The organism is Streptomyces sp. NBC_01288 (assembly GCF_035982055.1).
GTDB lineage: Bacteria > Actinomycetota > Actinomycetes > Streptomycetales > Streptomycetaceae > Streptomyces.
The window spans coordinates 6,989,031-7,006,505 of sequence record NZ_CP108427.1; the positions used below are offsets into that span (position 1 = coordinate 6,989,031).

The 17,475-nt window shown below is 69.8% G+C and carries 16 protein-coding genes and 1 pseudogene; 8 read left to right on the plus strand and 9 right to left on the minus strand.

Features of this window, described 5'->3' with window-relative positions:
* Positions 1 to 144: 144 nt before the first annotated feature.
* On the plus strand, positions 145 to 1,113 hold the full coding sequence (gene era / locus OG194_RS31650; protein WP_327404185.1) for a GTPase Era: 969 nt from the start codon (positions 145 to 147) through the stop codon (positions 1,111 to 1,113).
* Positions 1,114 to 1,234: 121 nt separating this feature from the next.
* Here the strand turns inward: era and OG194_RS31655 are convergent, their stop codons facing one another.
* Positions 1,235 to 2,080 carry a helix-turn-helix transcriptional regulator gene (locus tag OG194_RS31655; protein WP_327404186.1) on the minus strand — a complete coding sequence of 282 codons (846 nt, stop codon included), beginning with the start codon at positions 2,078 to 2,080 and terminating at the stop codon, positions 1,235 to 1,237.
* A 133-nt stretch (positions 2,081 to 2,213) separates the two neighbouring features.
* Between OG194_RS31655 and OG194_RS31660 the strand changes: the two genes are divergently transcribed.
* Positions 2,214 to 3,068: an NAD-dependent epimerase/dehydratase family protein gene (locus tag OG194_RS31660; protein WP_327404187.1), complete on the plus strand. Its 855-nt coding sequence runs from the start codon at positions 2,214 to 2,216 to the stop codon at positions 3,066 to 3,068.
* A gap of 7 nt (positions 3,069 to 3,075) precedes the next feature.
* On the opposite strand, the gene OG194_RS31665 is transcribed toward OG194_RS31660, so the two are convergent.
* The 6 genes from OG194_RS31665 to OG194_RS31690 form a co-directional block, all read right to left on the minus strand.
* Positions 3,076 to 3,477, minus strand: a complete 402-nt coding sequence (locus OG194_RS31665) for a PIN domain-containing protein (RefSeq protein WP_327404188.1) — start codon at positions 3,475 to 3,477, stop codon at positions 3,076 to 3,078.
* The gene (locus OG194_RS31670; protein ID WP_327404189.1) at positions 3,474 to 3,713 is read right to left on the minus strand and encodes a type II toxin-antitoxin system CcdA family antitoxin; all 240 of its coding nucleotides are present in this window, start codon (positions 3,711 to 3,713) and stop codon (positions 3,474 to 3,476) included. The genes OG194_RS31665 and OG194_RS31670 overlap by 4 nt, the downstream gene beginning before the upstream one ends.
* Before the next feature lie 41 nt (positions 3,714 to 3,754).
* Complete coding sequence (locus OG194_RS31675) at positions 3,755 to 5,023, minus strand: MFS transporter (protein WP_327404190.1); 1,269 nt, start codon at positions 5,021 to 5,023, stop codon at positions 3,755 to 3,757.
* Positions 5,020 to 6,345, minus strand: a complete 1,326-nt coding sequence (locus OG194_RS31680; RefSeq protein ID WP_442811660.1) for a GH1 family beta-glucosidase — start codon at positions 6,343 to 6,345, stop codon at positions 5,020 to 5,022. Before OG194_RS31680 ends, OG194_RS31675 begins: the two co-directional genes overlap by 4 nt.
* A 70-nt stretch (positions 6,346 to 6,415) precedes the next feature.
* Positions 6,416 to 6,682, minus strand: a complete 267-nt coding sequence (locus OG194_RS31685; protein WP_327404192.1) for a protealysin inhibitor emfourin — start codon at positions 6,680 to 6,682, stop codon at positions 6,416 to 6,418.
* A gap of 63 nt (positions 6,683 to 6,745) precedes the next feature.
* Positions 6,746 to 7,813, minus strand: a complete 1,068-nt coding sequence (locus OG194_RS31690) for a M4 family metallopeptidase (protein ID WP_327404193.1) — start codon at positions 7,811 to 7,813, stop codon at positions 6,746 to 6,748.
* Between the two features lie 302 nt (positions 7,814 to 8,115).
* Here OG194_RS31690 and leuA point away from each other — a divergent pair, with 302 nt between their 5' ends.
* The 6 genes from leuA (at position 8,116) to OG194_RS31720 (ending at position 16,109) form a co-directional block, all read left to right on the plus strand.
* Entirely contained in the window at positions 8,116 to 9,855 is a 1,740-nt protein-coding gene (leuA, locus tag OG194_RS31695; protein WP_327404194.1) for a 2-isopropylmalate synthase, read from the plus strand.
* A gap of 196 nt (positions 9,856 to 10,051) precedes the next feature.
* Positions 10,052 to 10,756, plus strand: a complete 705-nt coding sequence (locus OG194_RS31700) for a TerB family tellurite resistance protein (RefSeq protein WP_327404195.1) — start codon at positions 10,052 to 10,054, stop codon at positions 10,754 to 10,756.
* Between the two features lie 151 nt (positions 10,757 to 10,907).
* Complete coding sequence (locus OG194_RS31705) at positions 10,908 to 12,980, plus strand: MMPL family transporter (RefSeq protein ID WP_327404196.1); 2,073 nt, start codon at positions 10,908 to 10,910, stop codon at positions 12,978 to 12,980.
* A gap of 42 nt (positions 12,981 to 13,022) precedes the next feature.
* Positions 13,023 to 14,192, plus strand: a complete 1,170-nt coding sequence (locus tag OG194_RS31710) for a sensor histidine kinase (RefSeq protein ID WP_327407273.1) — start codon at positions 13,023 to 13,025, stop codon at positions 14,190 to 14,192.
* A complete protein-coding gene (locus OG194_RS31715; RefSeq protein WP_327407274.1) occupies positions 14,189 to 14,854 on the plus strand; it encodes a response regulator transcription factor in 666 nt (221 codons plus the stop codon). The genes OG194_RS31710 and OG194_RS31715 overlap by 4 nt, the downstream gene beginning before the upstream one ends.
* A 61-nt stretch (positions 14,855 to 14,915) precedes the next feature.
* On the plus strand, positions 14,916 to 16,109 hold the full coding sequence (locus tag OG194_RS31720; protein ID WP_327404197.1) for a sialidase family protein: 1,194 nt from the start codon (positions 14,916 to 14,918) through the stop codon (positions 16,107 to 16,109).
* An 84-nt stretch (positions 16,110 to 16,193) separates the two neighbouring features.
* On the opposite strand, the gene OG194_RS31725 is transcribed toward OG194_RS31720, so the two are convergent.
* Both OG194_RS31725 and OG194_RS31730 read right to left on the minus strand, forming a co-directional pair.
* Positions 16,194 to 16,664 carry an NUDIX domain-containing protein gene (locus OG194_RS31725; RefSeq protein ID WP_327404198.1) on the minus strand — a complete coding sequence of 157 codons (471 nt, stop codon included), beginning with the start codon at positions 16,662 to 16,664 and terminating at the stop codon, positions 16,194 to 16,196.
* Positions 16,665 to 16,666: 2 nt separating this feature from the next.
* Positions 16,667 to 17,405 (minus strand): annotated as a pseudogene (locus OG194_RS31730) (XRE family transcriptional regulator).
* Positions 17,406 to 17,475: the final 70 nt, after the last annotated feature.

Sequence of the window (17,475 nt, forward strand, 5' to 3'; positions counted from 1 at the left end):
GGCTCGTCAGAGGGTCACCGGCGCTGGTTTCCGGTTGTGCACGAGGGTGTTTCCGTGGTGTTTCGTTGCGATGGGGTTTCCGAAAGCTCACCGTGATGGGCGCGGGTGGACTGTTGTGCGGCGGGAGCTTGTGGATCAGGGACAATGGGCGCCATGAGCGTTCGTACCCCGTCATCCAAGCCGTCTGCGTCGTCGGAAGCCCCCCACCGCGCCGGCTTCGCCTGCTTCGTGGGCCGCCCCAACGCGGGCAAGTCCACCCTTACGAATGCTCTGGTCGGCCAGAAGGTGGCGATCACCGCCAACCAGCCGCAGACCACGCGGCACACGGTGCGCGGCATCGTCCACCGGCCGGACGCGCAGCTGATCCTGGTGGACACACCTGGGCTGCACAAGCCGCGCACGTTGCTCGGGCAGCGCCTGAACGACATCGTCCGGACGACGTGGGCCGAGGTCGACGTCATCGGGTTCTGCCTGCCCGCGAACGAGAAGCTCGGCCCGGGTGACCGTTTCATCGCGAAGGAACTGGCGTCCATCAAGAAGACGCCGAAGATCGCGATCGTCACGAAGACCGACCTGGTGGACTCCAAGACGCTTGCCGAGCAACTCATCGCCATCGATCAGCTCGGTAAGGAGCTGGGGTTCGAGTGGGCGGAGATCGTGCCGGTGTCGGCCGTCGCGGACCAGCAGGTGGGTCTGCTGGCCGATCTGCTCATTCCGCTGCTGCCTGAAGGGCCGGCCCTTTACCCCGAGGGTGACCTCACCGATGAGCCCGAGCAGGTCATGATCGCGGAGTTGATCCGGGAGGCCGCGCTGGAGGGTGTGCGGGACGAGCTTCCGCACTCCATCGCCGTTGTGGTGGAGGAGATGCTCCCTCGCGAGGACCGGCCTGCCGACAAGCCGCTCCTTGATATCCACGCCTTTGTCTACATCGAGCGGCCCAGCCAGAAGGGCATCATCATCGGGCCGAAGGGTGCGCGGCTGAAGCAGGTCGGTATCAAGTCGCGTAAGCAGATCGAGGCGTTGCTCGGTACGCCGGTGTTTCTCGACCTGCATGTGAAGGTGGCGAAGGACTGGCAGCGGGATCCTCGGCAGTTGCGGAAGTTGGGGTTCTAGAGGGGGAGTTGGGGTTCTGGGGGGCTTTTTCCGCCCCCGCCGCCCTTACCCGTCCCATCCTTCTGGGGCTCCGCCCCAGGCCCCGCTCCTCAATCGCCGGAGGGGCTGATTTCTCAGCCCGTCAGGCGGTGGGGGTCATGTCCTGCACGCCTATCACCCGCAGCAGTTGGAGCCGTTCGTGCGACTCCGTGCCGGGGCGGGCCGTGTGGATGATCAGCAGGTGGTGCGCGTCCTGGTTCAGGAGGATCTCGCAGTCCAGTTCCAGGAGGCCGACCAGGGGGTGGCGGAAGCGCTTCGTGGACTGGCGGCGTACCGCCACCTCGTGTTCCTCCCACAGCCGTGCGAACTCCTCGCTGGACGACCGGAGTTCGGCCACCAGCGCGGCCGGCTCGGGGTCGTCGGGGCGGGCCGCGGCGACCGCCCGTAGGTTCGCGACGTGGGAGCGCGCGTGGTCCGGGACGTCCTCCGGGGGAAACATCTCCCGTGCCGTCGGGTTCAGGAAGAAACGCCGGAGCAGGTTGCGGTCCTGGGGCGGGCGGGCGAACACGTCACCCGTCAGAGCTCTCGACATCGCGTTCTGCGCGATCATCTCGCCGCAGTCGCTCGACACGTGCGCCGGGGTGTCGTGCAGCCGGTCCAGGACCAGGAGAAGGCCCGGGCGTAGGTGCGAGGAACCCCCTCCCCGCCGCGGTGGCTCCTCGCCGGTGAGGTGGAAGAGGTGGTCGCGCTCGTCTTCCGTGAGTCGTAGAGCCCGCGCCAGCGCCGTGAGCATCTGGCGGGACGGGTGCGGGCCGCGGGCCTGCTCCAGGCGCGTGTAGTAGTCCACGGACATGCCCGTCAGCTGGGCCACCTCCTCGCGGCGCAGCCCCGGCGTACGGCGCCGGGCGCCGGCCGTGAGGCCCACGTCGGCGGGGTCCAGGCGGGCCCGGCCGCGGCGCAGGAAGTCGGCGAGTTCGGCTCGGTTCACGCTTCCAGGGTGCGGCAGTCCGCCCGGCTTATCCAGGGACTGCTGATCCCCTGATCGGAAGGTCTCTCCCGGTACCGGCCCGCCCGCCCAAAGCTGGTCGGGACGAGAAGAGACGGGACGAGAGGAGCACATGATGCTGACACTGGTGACAGGCTCGACGGGCCAGGTCGGACGCCGCTTCGTGCCGAGGCTGCTGGCGCAGGCCAGGCCGGGGGAGCGGGTGCGCGTGCTGGTGCGGGACGCGGCCCGCGCCGAACGCTTCGCCGACCTGGGCGCGGAAGTCGTACTCGGAGATCTCCGCGACCCGGACGCCCTCGGCAAGGCGGTCGCCGGCGTGGACGCGGTCGTGAACGTCGCCGCGTCCTTCCGCGGCGTACCGGACGAGGAGGCCTGGGCCGTCAACCACGCGGCGGCGGTCGCCCTGGGACAGACGGCACTCGCCTCCGGCGTACGGCGCTTCGTCCAGGTCAGCACGGGGCTCGTGTACGGCACCGGGCGGGGCCGCCCCATGACCGAGGAGGACGAGAGCCGCCCCGGCGGCGAGATGTGGGGCGCCTACCCCGACGCGAAGGCGACGGCGGAACGGGAGTTGCTCGCCCTGGACGGCATGGACGTCCGCGTCGCCCGACTCCCCTTCGTCTACGGCGAGGGCGACCCCCACCTCGCCAACTCCCTGCACTGGGCCGCCCATTGGGCCTCGAACCAACGCCTCCACATGGGCCACCACGCGGACGTCGCCCAGGGCCTCCTCCGCATCCTGCACGCGCCGGGAATCGCCGGCCGGATCTACAACATCGCCGACGACGCCCCGGTCACCGCGGTCGAACTCCATCTGCTCAACGGCGTCGAGATCCCCGCGGAACTCCACGAACGCACCGACCCCGACCCGTGGTTGGGCATCATGTCCACGGAACGTATCCGCCGCGAACTGGGCTACCGCCCGCTGTTCCCGACGGCGTGGTCGGCACGGGACGCGGGCGTGCTCTGACGGCGACTCACAGGGCGACGATCCTGACCCGCTGCCCGCCGCACAGCTTCGTCAGGTCGTCGACGTCCGAGGTGAGGATGGCGGCGGGGCCGGGCTGGTTGAGCGCGGTGACTGCGACGGTGGCGTCGATCGCGTACTTGTGACCGTGCAGCCCGGTGTCCTTGAGGAGTTTCGCGGCGGCTTTGGCGGCCTGCGCGGTCACGGGCTCGATCTTCACCTGGGAGAGCAGCCCGTTCAGCCGGGGCATGTTCGTACCCGCATGGGTGACCTCGATGACGGTGTTGGCGCAGACGACGATGTCCGTCTTGCTCCGCTGAGCCGATTCGACGATCGAGGCGACCTTGCGGTACTCCTCGATCCAGGCGGACAGGCCTTCGGAATCCAGGACCAGGCTGGCGAGCTGTGTCACGCGGCGCGGTCCTTCGGCAGCGGCTCCCCGTGGAGCAGGGCGTCGGCCTCGGCCCGTTCTTCGTCGGTAAAGGCGCCGTGCTCCGTCTCGTAGCGGCGTACCTCCTCGGCCAGCAGGTCGTTGCGGATCTTGCGGGCGAACGCCTCCGCGACGTAGCCGGAGACGTTGTCGGTGAGCTCGCGCGCGGCCTCCACGAGCTCCTCGGGCACGGTGATGGTGATCTTCTTGCTCGCCATACGTCGACCATACCGAGATATGGCATACGGCGTCCCCCGCCTCAGTCCACCCCCCGAATCCGCCGCACCAACAACGCCCCCGCCATCCCGATCACGGCGGACACCAGATACAGCACCCGGTACCCGCCCAGATACGTCACGATCGGCGCGGCGAGGGCGGGCGCCGCCACCTGCGGAAGGGCGTTGGCGACGTTGATGACGCCGAGGTCCTTGCCGCGGTCCACGGCCTTCGGGAGTACGTCGGTCATCAGGGCGAAGTCGACCGACGTGAAGACGCCGAAGCCGATGCCCAGGACCGCCGCCGCGACGACCGCGCCCGGCCAGGTCTGCCAGCCCGCGAGGACCGCCGTCGCGACCGCCATCAGGACGCCGGACCAGAGCACGAACGGCTTGCGGCGGCCGACGCGGTCCGACCAGACCCCGCCGACCACGACCGTGGCCAGCAGCGTCAGGCCGTTCACCGCCGTGAGGATCAGGACGCCCTGGTCGGGGTCGTGGTAGTGCAGGCGGTCCCGCAGGTAGTAGAGGAGGTACAGCAACACCAGCGCGTTGCTCAGGTTGATCAGGAAGCGGGTCAGCCAGGCCCAGCCCAGGTCCGGGTAGCGGCGCGGGCTCAGCCAGAAGCCCTTGAAGAAGCCCTGCCAGGACCACACCGGCCGTTCCGTGGGCGGGAGTTGGAGGTCCTTGTACCGGAGTACGTACGGCAGCACGCCCACCGCCGTGAACACCGCGCACGCCACGTAGCCCGCCCCGATGCCCCCTGCCGCCGTCGCCAGCCCCGTACCGCCGACCACGCCCAGGATCTGCGCGGCGCCCAACCAGCCGCCCACAGAACCCCGTTGGAGCCTCGGCACCCGGTCAGGCACGGCCGCCGTGACCGCCGCGAAGGCGGCGTTCAAGGTGAGTTGGACCAGGCACCAGCCGGCCGCCATCGTCCACACCCCGCCCGCACCCGCGAGCAGCAGCAACGACAGCGCCCCGCCCGCGGCCCCGCCCACGATCCACGGCGTACGGCGGCCCCACCTCGCCGTCGTACGGTCGGACAGCGCGCCGAAGAGCGGATTGGCGACCAGCGACACCAGCGCGCCCGCGCCCGTCACCCACGCGAGCATCGACTCCTTGGACATGCCGGTGCCCGGCGCGAAGTCCTTCGCCTGCGAGGCCAGCAGGATCTGCAGCGGGCCGTACCAGCCCACCCAGATCGCCCCGTTGGCGAGCGACAGCGCGGACGTCCAGCCCCGGCCCACGCGTTCGACGGGCTCGGCCAAGGCATCCAGGGCAGCCACGGAAGAACGTCCCGTCGTCGTCATCTCTGAGCCCGGAGCATGCCCTGGAACCAGCCGTACGACGCCTTCGGAGTGCGCGCCTGTGTCTCGTAGTCCACGTGTACGAGGCCGAAGCGGCGCTCGTAGCCCTCCGCCCACTCGAAGTTGTCCAGCAGCGACCACACGAAGTACCCGCGCACGTCCACGCCCGCCTCCAACGCCCCGTGCAGCGCCCGGACATGGCCGTCGAGGTACGTGATCCGGTCTTGGTCGTCGATGCCGTCGTAGGAGCAACCGTTCTCCGTGATGACGACCGGTGGGAGGCGGTCGCCGTAGCGGTCGCGGAAGGTGGTGAGGAGTTCCGTGAGGCCCTCGGGGACCACCGGCCAGCCGAAGTCCGTCACCGGGACGTTCTCGATCTCCCTTACGGAGAAGGGGAGTTCGGCGGGGAGCGTCAGACCGCCGAACTCGATCTCCGCTCCCTGGGGTGCACCGACCCTGCTCGGCGCGTAGTAGTTGATCCCGTACCAGTCGATCGGCTCGGAGATCACCTTCAGGTCCGATTCCACGTCGCCCGGCATCAACTCGCCCAAGCCGGACGGGTATTCGCCGAGCAGGAGAGGATCGGCGAACAGGCGGTTCAGGAGGAGGTCGTAGAAGTTGGCCGCCTCCATGTCCTCCGGCTCCTGCGAGGCCGGCCAGGTCGGGCCGTGGGAGTTGGCGATCCCGATGTCGGTGGCACCGGCCGCGCGCAGCGCCCGTACCGCCAGGCCGTGGGCCAGGAGTTGGTGGTGGGCGACCGGGAGCGCGTCGAACAGGAGCGTCTTGCCGGGGGCGTGGGCGCCCAGCGCGTGGCCCAACAGGGTGTGTTCCGCGGGCTCGTTGAGGGTGATCCACTTCTTCACCCGGTCACCGAGGCGGTCGGCCACCACCGACACGTACTCCGCGAAGTGGGACGCCGTGTCCCTGTTCAACCAGTCCTGCGTGACCGGGAGATCCCAGTGGAACAGGGTCGGGACCGGACGGACGCCCGCCGTGCACAGGTCGTCGACGAGGCGGTCGTAGAAGTCGAGGCCGCCGGGGGAGTTCACGCGCGGCCAGGAGATCGAGAAGCGGTACGCGTCCACGCCCAGGTCGGTCAGGAGGGCCACGTCCTCGCGGTGGCGGTGGTAGTGGTCGCAGGCCACCGCCGCCGTCGAGCCGTCCTTGATCCGGCCCGGCTCGGCCTCGAACCTGTCCCAGACCGACGGTTCGCGTTCGTCCGCCGCGCCCTCGATCTGGTGGGCCGAAGTCGAGACGCCCCAGAGGAAGTCGGCCGGGAACCGAGGTATCGGATTGCCTGCATCAGTCGCCATGCGCCGGATCATGGGTACCGGCGGTAACGGGTGTCAACGGGCGGGCGTGAACAAGCAGTTACGCCCGCCCGGGGACATCAGCTCACGCGCCTTCCTTCAACACCCTTGAGATCAGCTCCCGTTGATCGTCGGTGAGCCGGGGGTCGGCCGTGTGCACCGTTTTTCCGTCCACCGTGATCTCGTAGTGGAAGCCGTCCGGTACCCCCGTCGTGGGAGCGCTGTGGCCGGAGGCGACCGCCCGTTCGGCCAGCGCGTGCCACTCATGGGCGTCGGGCCGCGTCGAGGTGTCGACCTCGCCGCGGCGCTGGATACCGCCGAAACCGCCCGTGCGCCGTACTTGAATACGCATGGTCCCTGTCTAGTACGGATCGGATGCGGTGACGAGGCGAGGAATCCCTGGGTGGAGGAATCCCTAGGTGGTGGGCACCCCGACCTGCTCCCACGCCTTCTCCACCGCCTGCAACTCCTCGCCGCCGTCCCCGAACCGCGTCTTCGCGGCGGCCACGGTGAGCGTCGCGAAGTCCGCGAACAGGGCGTCCTTCTTCAGCTCGCCGCCGGTCAGGACGTCGTACCAGATCTGGCCCGCCTTCTCCCAGGCGTGCCCGCCGAGGGCGTCGGCGAGCAGGTAGAAGGCGTGGTTGGGGATGCCGGAGTTGATGTGCACGCCGCCGTTGTCGCTGCCCGTGTTGACGAAGTCGTCCATCGTCGCGGGCTGCGGGTCCTTGCCGAGGGCGTCGTCGTCGTAGGCCGTGCCCGGGGCCTTCATGGAGCGCAGGGCGACGCCCGAGACGCGCGGGGCGAGGAGGCCCGCGCCGATCAGCCAGTCGGCGTCGGCGGCGGTCTGGCCGAGCGTGTACTGCTTGATGAGCGAGCCGAAGACGTCGGAGATCGACTCGTTCAGGGCGCCGGACTGGCCGAAGTAGGTCAGGTTCGCGGTGTACTGCGTGACGCCGTGGGTGAGTTCGTGGCCGATGACGTCGACCGGGATGGTGAAGTCGAGGAACAGCTCGCCGTCGCCGTCGCCGAACACCATCTGCTCGCCGTTCCAGAACGCGTTGTCGTACTTCACGTCGTAGTGGACGGACGCGTTGAGCGGCAGGCCCTGGCCGTCGATGGAGTGGCGGTTGAAGGCGTTGAGGTACAGCTCGAAGGTGGCGCCGAGCCCGGCGAAGGCGCGGTTGACGGTGGCGTCCTTGCCGGGGTCGGAGCCCTCGGCGCGCACCTTCTTCCCCGGCAGGTCCTGCTTGTGCTTCGCGTCGTAGATCGTGCGCTGCGGCTTGTCGGACACGACCGGCGCGGCGAGGGTCGGGGCGCCGATGACGGTGGTCAGCCGGCGGTGGGTGCGCTCGTAGGCGTCGCGCTCCAGGGTCTCGCGGGCGGGACCGGCGAGCGCGGGGTCCTCGTGCTGGGCGAGTCGGTCGAGGACGTGCGGCGGGATGATCGTGCAGAAGACGGGCTCGAAGCCCCCGTGAGTCGTCATGGTCGGCACCCTGGCACCGAGTGACGCGGATGTCACTACCGGCAACCATGATTGGTGGAAAACGCGGACATTCATCACAGTCTCGTAGCGGAGAGTGGTATACGACGGCGAATATCCCGCATAGTGATACGGCCCCCCGCACGGCGTACGGCTCGGCTAGCATGCTTCGCATCATGCGTTTCGGGCTGCTTCTCCTTAGCTGCCGCGGCGAGGGCCTGTAGTCGTAGGCCGACCCCCTCCCCGCGGAGTCTGGCGTTGCGCCGTCGGCCGTCCTTCAGGACACCACGAGGAGCCCCCGCATCATGGCAACCAGCCACAGCCGTGCCAATCGCCAGCAGCCCAGTTCCATGCCGATCCACAAGTACGGCCGGTACGAGCAGGTCGACATCCCCGACCGCACCTGGCCCTCGCAGCGGATCACCGTAGCCCCCCGCTGGCTCTCCACGGACCTGCGCGACGGCAACCAGGCCCTGATCGACCCCATGTCACCGGCGCGCAAGCGTGCGATGTTCGACCTGCTGGTCACGATGGGCTACAAGGAGATCGAGGTCGGCTTCCCGGCCTCGGGACAGACCGACTTCGACTTCGTGCGCTCGATCATCGAAGAAGAGGGCGCGATCCCGGACGACGTCACGATCTCCGTGCTGACGCAGGCCCGCGAGGACCTGATCGAGCGGACCGTGGAGTCCCTGAAGGGCGCCAAGCGCGCGACCCTGCACCTCTACAACGCGACCGCGCCCGTCTTCCGCCGCGTGGTCTTCCGCGGCTCCAAGGACGACATCAAGCAGATCGCCGTCGACGGCACCCGCCTGGTGATGGAGTACGCCGAGAAGCTGCTGGGCCCCGAGACCGTGTTCGGGTACCAGTACTCGCCGGAGATCTTCACGGACACCGAGCTGGACTTCGCGCTGGAGGTCTGCGAGGCGGTCATGGACGTCTGGCAGCCCGGCCCGGACCGCGAGATCATCCTCAACCTGCCTGCCACGGTTGAGCGTTCGACCCCTTCGACCCACGCGGACCGCTTCGAGTGGATGGGCCGTCACCTGTCCCGCCGCGAGCACGTGGTGCTGTCGATCCACCCGCACAACGACCGCGGTACGGCCGTCGCCGCCGCCGAGCTGGCGCTGATGGCCGGCGCCGACCGCGTCGAGGGCTGCCTGTTCGGCCAGGGCGAGCGCACCGGCAACGTCGACCTGGTCACCCTGGGCATGAACCTGTTCTCCCAGGGCGTCGACCCGCAGATCGACTTCTCGAACATCGACGAGATCCGTCGTACGTGGGAGTACTGCAACCAGATGGAGGTCCACCCGCGCCACCCGTACGTGGGCGACCTGGTCTACACGTCCTTCTCCGGCTCCCACCAGGACGCCATCAAGAAGGGCTTCGACGCCATGGAGGCCGACGCCAAGGCCAAGGGCGTCACCGTCGACGACATCGAGTGGGCGGTCCCGTACCTGCCGATCGACCCGAAGGACGTCGGGCGCTCCTACGAGGCCGTCATCCGGGTCAACTCGCAGTCGGGCAAGGGCGGTATCGCGTACGTCCTGAAGAACGACCACAAGCTGGACCTGCCGCGCCGGATGCAGATCGAGTTCTCCAAGCTGATTCAGGCCAAGACGGACGCCAAGGGCGGCGAGGTCACCCCGAAGCAGATCTGGGCGACCTTCGAGGACGAGTACCTGCCGAACCCGGACAACGCCTGGGGCCGTATCCAGGTGAAGACCGGCCAGTCGACCACCGACACCGACGGCGTGGACACGCTCAAGGTGGAGGCGAGCGTCGACGGCGTCGACACCGTCCTGACGGGCACCGGCAACGGCCCGATCTCCGCGTTCTTCGACGCCCTGGGGTCCGTCGGCATCGACGTACGGCTCCTGGACTACCAGGAGCACACGATGAGCGAGGGAGCCTCCTCGCAGGCCGCCTCGTACATCGAATGCGCGATCGACGACAAGATCCTGTGGGGAATCGGCATTGACGCGAATACGACACGTGCGTCCCTGAAGGCGGTCGTCTCGGCCGTCAACCGCGCTACCCGCTGAACCATCCTGACCGGCGGTTTACTCGTCGTCGAAGGGCCCCGTACGCCGGTCTCCGGCGGCCGGGGCCCCGTCGTTTCCCGGCCATTCCATGTGCAGGTCACGGAGAGGTCTCGTCCGGGGTACTGACTCCGGCTCGACAATGTGGCTAACATCACGCCAGCGCGGCGATGTTGCCGCGGCGTTACGGAGGTGCGACGTGCTGCCTGAACGGGGACGAGACGGCCGAGTGGTCCATGAGGGCCGAGCGGCGCGCGTGCTGGGCATCCGTACCGCGTGGACCAGCGTCGGAGACGGCGAGTTCTTCTGCCCCGGGTGCGGGGGCGACCGCAACTACCAGCGGCTCACCGGGCGCCGCCGCTTCACTCTGCTCGGCATGCCCGTGCTGCCGCGCGGCGACACCGGTCCCGTCGTCGAGTGCGCCGCCTGCCAGGGCCACTACGGCACCGACGTCCTCGACCACCCCACCACCACCCGCTTCTCCGCGATGCTCCGCGACGCCGTGCACACGGTCGCCCTCGCGGTCCTCGCGGCGGGCGGCAGCTGCGCCCGTACGTCCCTGGAGGCCGCCGCGGGCACCGTGCGGGCCGCCGGCTTCCAGGAGTGCACGGAGGAACAGCTCGGCGCGCTCGTCGAGGCCCTGGCCGCCGACACCGGCCGTGTCTACGGCGAACCCAGCGGCGCGGGCCTCGCCATAGAGCTGCACGAGGCCCTGGACCCGCTCGCTCCCCATCTCGCCCCCGCAGGACGCGAATCGATCCTGCTCCAGGGCGCCCGCATCGCCCTCGCCGACGGCCCCTACACACCGGCGGAACGCGACGCCCTCGCCACGGTGGGCGCCGCCCTCACCATCTGCGCGGACGACGTGACACGGCTGCTGGCGGCGGCGCGCACGCCCTCATGACCCCGGCCAGTACTCCCCAGGGAGTAATACGGCCGCACGGACACCCCCGGCAGTAGTCCCGAACTCGCCCTCCCGCGCGACGATTCGCCCCTCCCGCGCCGGAAGTCTGGAGAGCGCAACCAGACATCCGCGCCGGAGGGGGGCCCGTTCCATGGGGGCCGAACAGAGGAACAGCACACGCCGACGAGCCATCCCCTGGGTGATGCTCGCGCTCTGGATCGGGGTGCTCGCGCTCGCCTCGCCGTTCGCGTCGAAGCTCGGCGACGTCACGCACGACCGGGTGACCGACTACCTGCCCGCGAGCGCCGACTCCACCCAAGTCGCCAAGATCCAGCAGGAGTTGCCGGGCGGCCAGACCACCGAACTGGTCCTCGTCTACCACCGCGACACCGGACTCACGGCCACCGACAAAGCCACGGCGGCCCAACAGCTCACGCGGATAAGCACGTTGCACCCGCTCACCGCGACCCCGCGAGGCGTCCCCTCCGCCGACGGCACCACCCTCATGTACCCGGTCACCAGCAACTGGCCCGGCACCGACGAGAAGAAGCGCACCGCCCTCGTCGACGACATCCGCCAAGTCGCCCACGACGCCGGCGGGTTGACGGTCGACGTCGGCGGCCCCGGCGCCCTGGCCACCGACTCCGGCAAGGTCTTCGACTCGCTCGGCGGCCCCCTGCTCTACACGACCGTCGCCGTCGTCGCCGTCCTCCTGATCATCATCTACCGCAGCCCGGTCCTCTGGCTGGTCCCCCTCGCGGTCGCGGGAGTGGGCGACTTCCTCTCCATGGGCATCTCCTACGGCCTCAACCACGCCTTCGGGACGACCATTTCGGGCCAGAGCACGGGCGTGATGACGATCCTCGTCTTCGGCGCGGGCACCGACTACGCCCTCCTGCTCATCTCCCGCTACCGCGAGGAACTCCGCCGTATCGAGCGCCCCTACGACGCGATGCGCGCCGCCCTGCGCGGCTGCGGCCCCGCCGTGCTCGCCTCCTCCGGCACGGTCGCCGCCGGCCTGCTCTGCCTGCTCGCCGCCGACCTCAACTCCAGCCGCGGAATGGGCCCGTTGGGCACGGTCGGGGTCCTGTCCGCGCTCGCCGCGATGCTCACGCTCCTCCCCGCACTCCTCGTCCTCCTGGGCCGCCGCGTCTTCTGGCCACTCGTCCCGGCCCACGGCTCCACGCCCAAGGCCCGCCGGTCCCTGTTCACCGCGATGGGCAGTTCCGCCGGACGCCGCCCGCTGCTCGTCCTCGTGGCCGGCGCCGCCGTACTGGGCGCACTCGCCCTGGGCACCCTGAACCTCCCCGGCTCCCTCAAGCAGGACGACTCCTTCGTCGACCGCCCCGACTCCGTCACCGCGATGCGCACCCTCGCCGCGGCCTACCCCGAACGCTCCGCGCAGCCCATCGACGTCATCACCCCGGCCGCCCGCGCCGACGCGACCCTCGCCACGATCCGGGCCACGCACGGTGTCGCGGGCGCCCAGCGGGGCCGTAGCGGAAAGGGGTGGACGGAGATCTCCGTGACCGCCGTGGGCGCGCCGCAGTCGGCAGCCGAGACGCGCACCATTGAGGGCCTCCGTCACACGCTCAAGGGGTCCTACGTCGGTGGGCCGAGCGCTCAGCAGTTGGACCTGCGGGACACCAACGCGCGGGACCGGACGGTCGTCGTGCCGATCGTGCTCGTGTCCGTGCTGCTGATCCTGATCGTGCTGCTGCGCTCGCTGGTCGCGCCGTTGATGCTGGTGGCCGCCGTGATCGCGGTGTGGGGCGCGGCACTCGGCATCGGCGGGCTGGTGTTCGGGCCGGTGTTCGGCTTCGCCGGGACCGATCCGGGGACGGGGTTGCTGTCCTTCGTCTTCCTGGTCGCTCTCGGGGTCGACTACGGCATCTTCCTCATGCACCGGATGCGGGAGGAGGCGATCCGGGGCGCCGAACCGGTCGCCGCCGCGCTGACCGCCCTGCGGACGACGGGCGGGGTCATCGCCTCCGCCGGGCTGGTCCTCGCGGCGACCTTCGCGGTGCTGACGAACATGGGGCTCGTGCAACTCGTCGAGCTGGGCTTCGTGATCGCGGTGGGCGTGCTGCTGGACACCTTCCTCGTGCGGACGTACCTGGTGACCAGCGCGAGTGTGCTGCTGCGGCGGAAGGTGTGGTGGCCGGGGCGGCTGTCGAGGGAGCCCGAGGCCGTACGTCCGGAGCGGCAGCCGGAGCCGGTGTGAGGTGCTCGTACGGGACCGGTGGAGGATGACCCCGTGCAGGCGATGAGGCTGAGTGCCCGGCGGCAGGACGTGTTCCTCGCCGTCGGGCTCGCCGTGCTCGCGTCCGTCGTCGCCGTCAGCTTCGGCAGCGGACGGCGGCCGGACGCGCTCGGCTGGACGCTGCTGCTCGCGCTGCACGTCCCGCTGGCGTGGCGGCGGCGGGCCCCGCTGACGGTGCTGTGCGTGATGATCCCGCTGATCGCGTTCTACCACCAGCAGGAGTACGACCACTCGGCGCCGACCGCCGCCTCGATGGTTCTCCTCTACACGGTGGCCGTCACCGGCAGCACCCGGCGGACGGTGACCATCGGCTGTGCGGTGATCGCGCTGATGCTGGTGCTGAAGGCGGGCCACGGCATGGCGGGGGTCGCCGTGAGCTTCCAGATCACCGGCTGGATCGTGTCGATGCTCGTCCTCGGCGGGTACCTCCGCGTCCACCGTCAGCTGACGGAGGCGGCCCTGGAACGCGCCGAACGCGCCGAACGCACCCGCGAGGAGGAGGCCCGCCGCCGCGTCGCCGAGGAACGCCTGCGCATCGCCCGCGACCTGCACGACCTCCTCGCGCACAGCATCACCCTCATCGGCGTTCAGACGTCGGTGGCCGCGCACGTACTGGCCGAGGACCCAGGCCGCCTCGACCGCGCCGCCGTGGCCAAGGCCCTGGACGACATCGCCGACACCTGCCGCAGCGCACGCGGCGAACTGCGCACCACGCTGGAGGTGCTCCGCGAGCACGGCACGGCGGACACCCGGGGGCCCCTCCCGGGTCTCGACGCGCTGCCCGACCTCGCCGCGACGGCCAGGGCCGGGGGCGCGAAGGTCGACCTGTCGGTGGGGACCGGGGCGGGCATCCCGGCGGCGGTGGGCGCGGCCGCGTACCGGATAGTCCAGGAGGCACTCACCAATGCCGTACGACATGGCGGGCGCGCCGACCTCACGGTCCGGGTCGGTGTGCACGAGCGGGACGGCGCGCTCCGCGTGGACGTCACGGACGACGGCGCGGGGAGCGGTTCCGCTCCGCCCGGCTTCGGTCTGGTCGGCATGCGCGAACGGGTCCGCAGCGTCGGCGGCACGCTGGACGCCGGGCCGTTGGACGAGCTGGGCGAGCGGGCGGGCTTCACGGTGAGCGCCGTACTGCCGCTGCGGGCGCGCGGAGAGGAAGGGGAGTGGTGACCGCCATCCGGGTGCTGCTCGCCGACGACCAGACCCTCGTACGGGCCGCGTTCGCGATGCTCGTCGAGTCGGCGAAGGACATGGAGGTCGTAGGACAGGCCGCGACCGGACGCGAGGCGGTCGCGCTCGCCCGCACGACCCGCGCCGACCTCGTCCTGATGGACATCCGCATGCCGGACCTGGACGGCATCGAGGCGACCCGCCTGATCGCGGCCGACGAGGACCTCGCCGGGGTGCGGATCCTCGTCCTGACGACCTACGACACCGACGAGAACGTCGTGGACGCGCTGCGCGCCGGCGCCTCCGGATTCCTGGTCAAGGACACCCGTCCGGCCGAACTCCTCGACGCGATCCGCACGGTGGCGGCCGGAGAGGCGCTGCTGTCGCCGGGCCCCACGTCCCGGCTGATCGCCCGTTTCCTGCGCGGTCCCGCGACGCCCACCACCGGCGGCCCCGCGTGCCTCTCCGAACGCGAACGCGGAGTCCTCGCCCTGGTCGCGCGCGGCCTCAACAACACCGAGGTGGCCGAAGCGTTGGGCCTGAGTCCGCTCACCGCGAAGACGCACGTCAGCCGCATCATGGGGAAACTGGGGGCGCGCGACCGGGCGCAATTGGTGATCGTGGCGTACGAGTCCGGGATGGTGACACCGGGGAGGCTGTGACGGATGACGGACAGACAGGTCGGCGTCGTTCCGCGAGGGGCGACCTCCATGAGGGAGAGCGATGACCATCCTGAGCCGCACGCTTCTTGTCACGGCAGTACTGGTCGCCCCGATCACTTTCGCCGGGCACGCCTCCGCGCGCTCCGGCTGCACGTCCTCCGTGCCCTACGTCTCGGGAAGCGGCGGCTACGACACCTACCGCATCCCGGCGACCGTCGCCACTGACCGGGGCACGGTCCTCGCCTTCGCCGAAGGACGCCACAACAGCGCGGGCGACACCGGCAACATCGACGTCGTTCTACGGCGGTCCGGCGACGGCGGCTGCACCTGGGGTCCGTTGTCGGTGGTGGCCGCGGGGGACGGGGACACCCGGGGCAACCCGGCGCCCGTCGTCGACCCGCGCACCGGTGCGATCGTGCTGGTCACCTCCTACAACAGCGGGGCCGTCACCGAGGGCCAGATCATGCGGGGCGAGGTCACGCCGGACCAGAGCCGCCGGGTGTTCGTGCAGCGCAGCTGGGACGACGGGCGGAGCTTCACCGCTCCGCGGGACATCACGGGGGAGGTGAAGCTGCCGGATTGGCGGTGGTACGCGACGGGGCCGGGTCACGCCGTCGCGCTCACGCGGGGCGTGCATGCGGGGCGACTGGTGATCCCGGCCAACCACTCCGCCGCACCGGCCGCCGGGTCGACCGACACCGGGCAGGAGGCGAAGTACTACGGCGGGCACGACCTGTACAGCGACGACGGGGGCGAGACGTGGCGGTTGGGGTTCGTGGATGCCGCGTACGACGGGGTCGACAACGCGAACGAGTCGTCGGCGGCCGAACTCCCTGACGGCAGGCTGTACTTCAGCTCCCGCGATCAGCTGGGGACGAGCACGGGGAATCGGCTCGACACGTACTCCAGTGACGGGGGTGTGAGTCTGGATCGGCCCTACGCGGTGCAGCACACGTTGGACGATGTGCCTGTGGTTGAGGGGAGCGTGCTGCAACTGGCGGGTGAGGGCGCTCCGTTGCTCTTCTCGGCGCCGTCCGTGCCCAATGTCCGTCAGGGGATGGCGATTTGGCGGAGTGCGGATGGCGGGGGGAGCTTCGCGAAGGCGGTTACGTTGTCGGGGGAGTGGGCGGGCTACTCGGATCTGGTGGCGGTGGACGAGGACACCGTTGGGGTGCTTTATGAGACCGGGGGGACGAGTGCGTACGACACGATCGAGTTCCGGCGGGTGGGCGTGGACGGGCTGAGTGGGGGCTGAGGACCCCCCATTTCCCACCCACCCGCCCGTCTCGGGCGTTTTAGAGGTTCACCTTCGTTGTTGCCGTCACCTTGATCCACGAGCTCAACCGAGATATGGCCGATCGCGCTGCTCCAGGAAGTGGCGGATCCGGAGTCGCTGTGTGTGGTGCATCGGCAGTTGATCGATCTCCTGCGCCTGGACGAACCGCAGTTCTGTGGACTCGTCCGAGATCGCGAGTTCGCCGCCGACCGTGCGGGCGGTGAAGCAGACGTTGAACTGTCTGCGTACCTCACCGTCCGAGTAGGCGATGACGTGGCGGGGGTCGGTGTACGTGCCCACGAGCCCGGTGATCTCCACGTCCAGACCTGTTTCCTCCTTCACCTCGCGGACGGCCGTTCCCGGGAGCGAGTCGGTCATCTCCATGCCGCCACCGGGGAGCGCCCAGAGATCGTTGTCCCGGCGGCGCTGAAGGAGTACGCGCCCTTCGTCGTCGGTGACCACGGCGGATGCGGCGACCACCAGGCTGTTCGGCTCCGGTGCTGCCGGGTCGTCGTAGTACTCGGTCCGTGCCATGGTCACCCTTCTGTTGTCGGCGTGGCGGTCTCCCACACCGCGTCGAAACTGCCGGCGTAGGTGTCGAACATGCCGCCCTCTCCGCTGCGCCGAAGATGCCACACGGGAGCACCGTAGGCGTTCACGCCCCAGACGTGGGCGTTGACCAAGGCTTGGTCATCCGCGCGGTAGATCGAGTTGTAGAGGGTGGTGGCGTGGGTCCGCACCTCGATGCCGGATACCTCGGCAAGGGGGCGGTAGTGCATGAGGGCAAGTCGGCAACGGGACTCGATCCCGTGGCCGAACTTCTCTTCCGTGCCGCGCTGTTGGACATTCACGCTGTCCGGATCGCCGATCGCGATACGCACCGCACACCCGTCGGCGGCTCGTTCCCGCAACAGGTCGTTGAGCCGCGGGTACGCCTCGTGCAGGAAGACGGCGGCATACACCAACACATCGATGTGCTCATGGGCCTGGGCCAGCATGTCCACAAAGGTGGACATGGGGATGTCCGCCCGCTGGTCGTAGAGAGCCACGAGTTCCGGACTGACGGCGCGGGCAGGGCGTGCCTGCCGGAGCGCGGGCCATAGAGCGTGCACATCTTCTCCTAGCGTTTCCGCTGCCGACATGGCCGTGGCGCGGCGTACGCCCCAGGTTGACCCATCGTTCGACGGATTTGGGATCGACTTCGACTGTGTTCGCGAGGGCGCTGTACGTCCAGCCGCCGGCCGCCATGGCAGCACGCAGCCTCTCGTTCGGCATCTCAATCTCTCCCAACATTCGGGGACGGCACTAGGGACGTTCTACCCGACGTTGGACGTCCCGAAGTGGG

What these genes read in the sequence shown, in the direction of transcription:
- OG194_RS31725 (WP_327404198.1), bottom strand. Translation starts at nt 16,664, where the DNA reads ATGGCACGGACCGAGTACTACGACGACCCGGCAGCACCGGAGCCGAAC.
- leuA (WP_327404194.1), top strand. Translation starts at nt 8,116, where the DNA reads ATGGCAACCAGCCACAGCCGTGCCAATCGCCAGCAGCCCAGTTCCATG.
- OG194_RS31675 (WP_327404190.1), bottom strand. Translation starts at nt 5,023, where the DNA reads ATGACGACGACGGGACGTTCTTCCGTGGCTGCCCTGGATGCCTTGGCC.
- OG194_RS31680 (WP_442811660.1), bottom strand. Translation starts at nt 6,345, where the DNA reads ATGATCCGGCGCATGGCGACTGATGCAGGCAATCCGATACCTCGGTTC.
- OG194_RS31670 (WP_327404189.1), bottom strand. Translation starts at nt 3,713, where the DNA reads ATGGCGAGCAAGAAGATCACCATCACCGTGCCCGAGGAGCTCGTGGAG.
- OG194_RS31690 (WP_327404193.1), bottom strand. Translation starts at nt 7,813, where the DNA reads ATGACGACTCACGGGGGCTTCGAGCCCGTCTTCTGCACGATCATCCCG.
- OG194_RS31705 (WP_327404196.1), top strand. Translation starts at nt 10,908, where the DNA reads ATGGGGGCCGAACAGAGGAACAGCACACGCCGACGAGCCATCCCCTGG.
- OG194_RS31710 (WP_327407273.1), top strand. Translation starts at nt 13,023, where the DNA reads ATGAGGCTGAGTGCCCGGCGGCAGGACGTGTTCCTCGCCGTCGGGCTC.
- era (WP_327404185.1), top strand. Translation starts at nt 145, where the DNA reads ATGGGCGCCATGAGCGTTCGTACCCCGTCATCCAAGCCGTCTGCGTCG.
- OG194_RS31720 (WP_327404197.1), top strand. Translation starts at nt 14,916, where the DNA reads ATGACCATCCTGAGCCGCACGCTTCTTGTCACGGCAGTACTGGTCGCC.
- OG194_RS31685 (WP_327404192.1), bottom strand. Translation starts at nt 6,682, where the DNA reads ATGCGTATTCAAGTACGGCGCACGGGCGGTTTCGGCGGTATCCAGCGC.
- OG194_RS31660 (WP_327404187.1), top strand. Translation starts at nt 2,214, where the DNA reads ATGCTGACACTGGTGACAGGCTCGACGGGCCAGGTCGGACGCCGCTTC.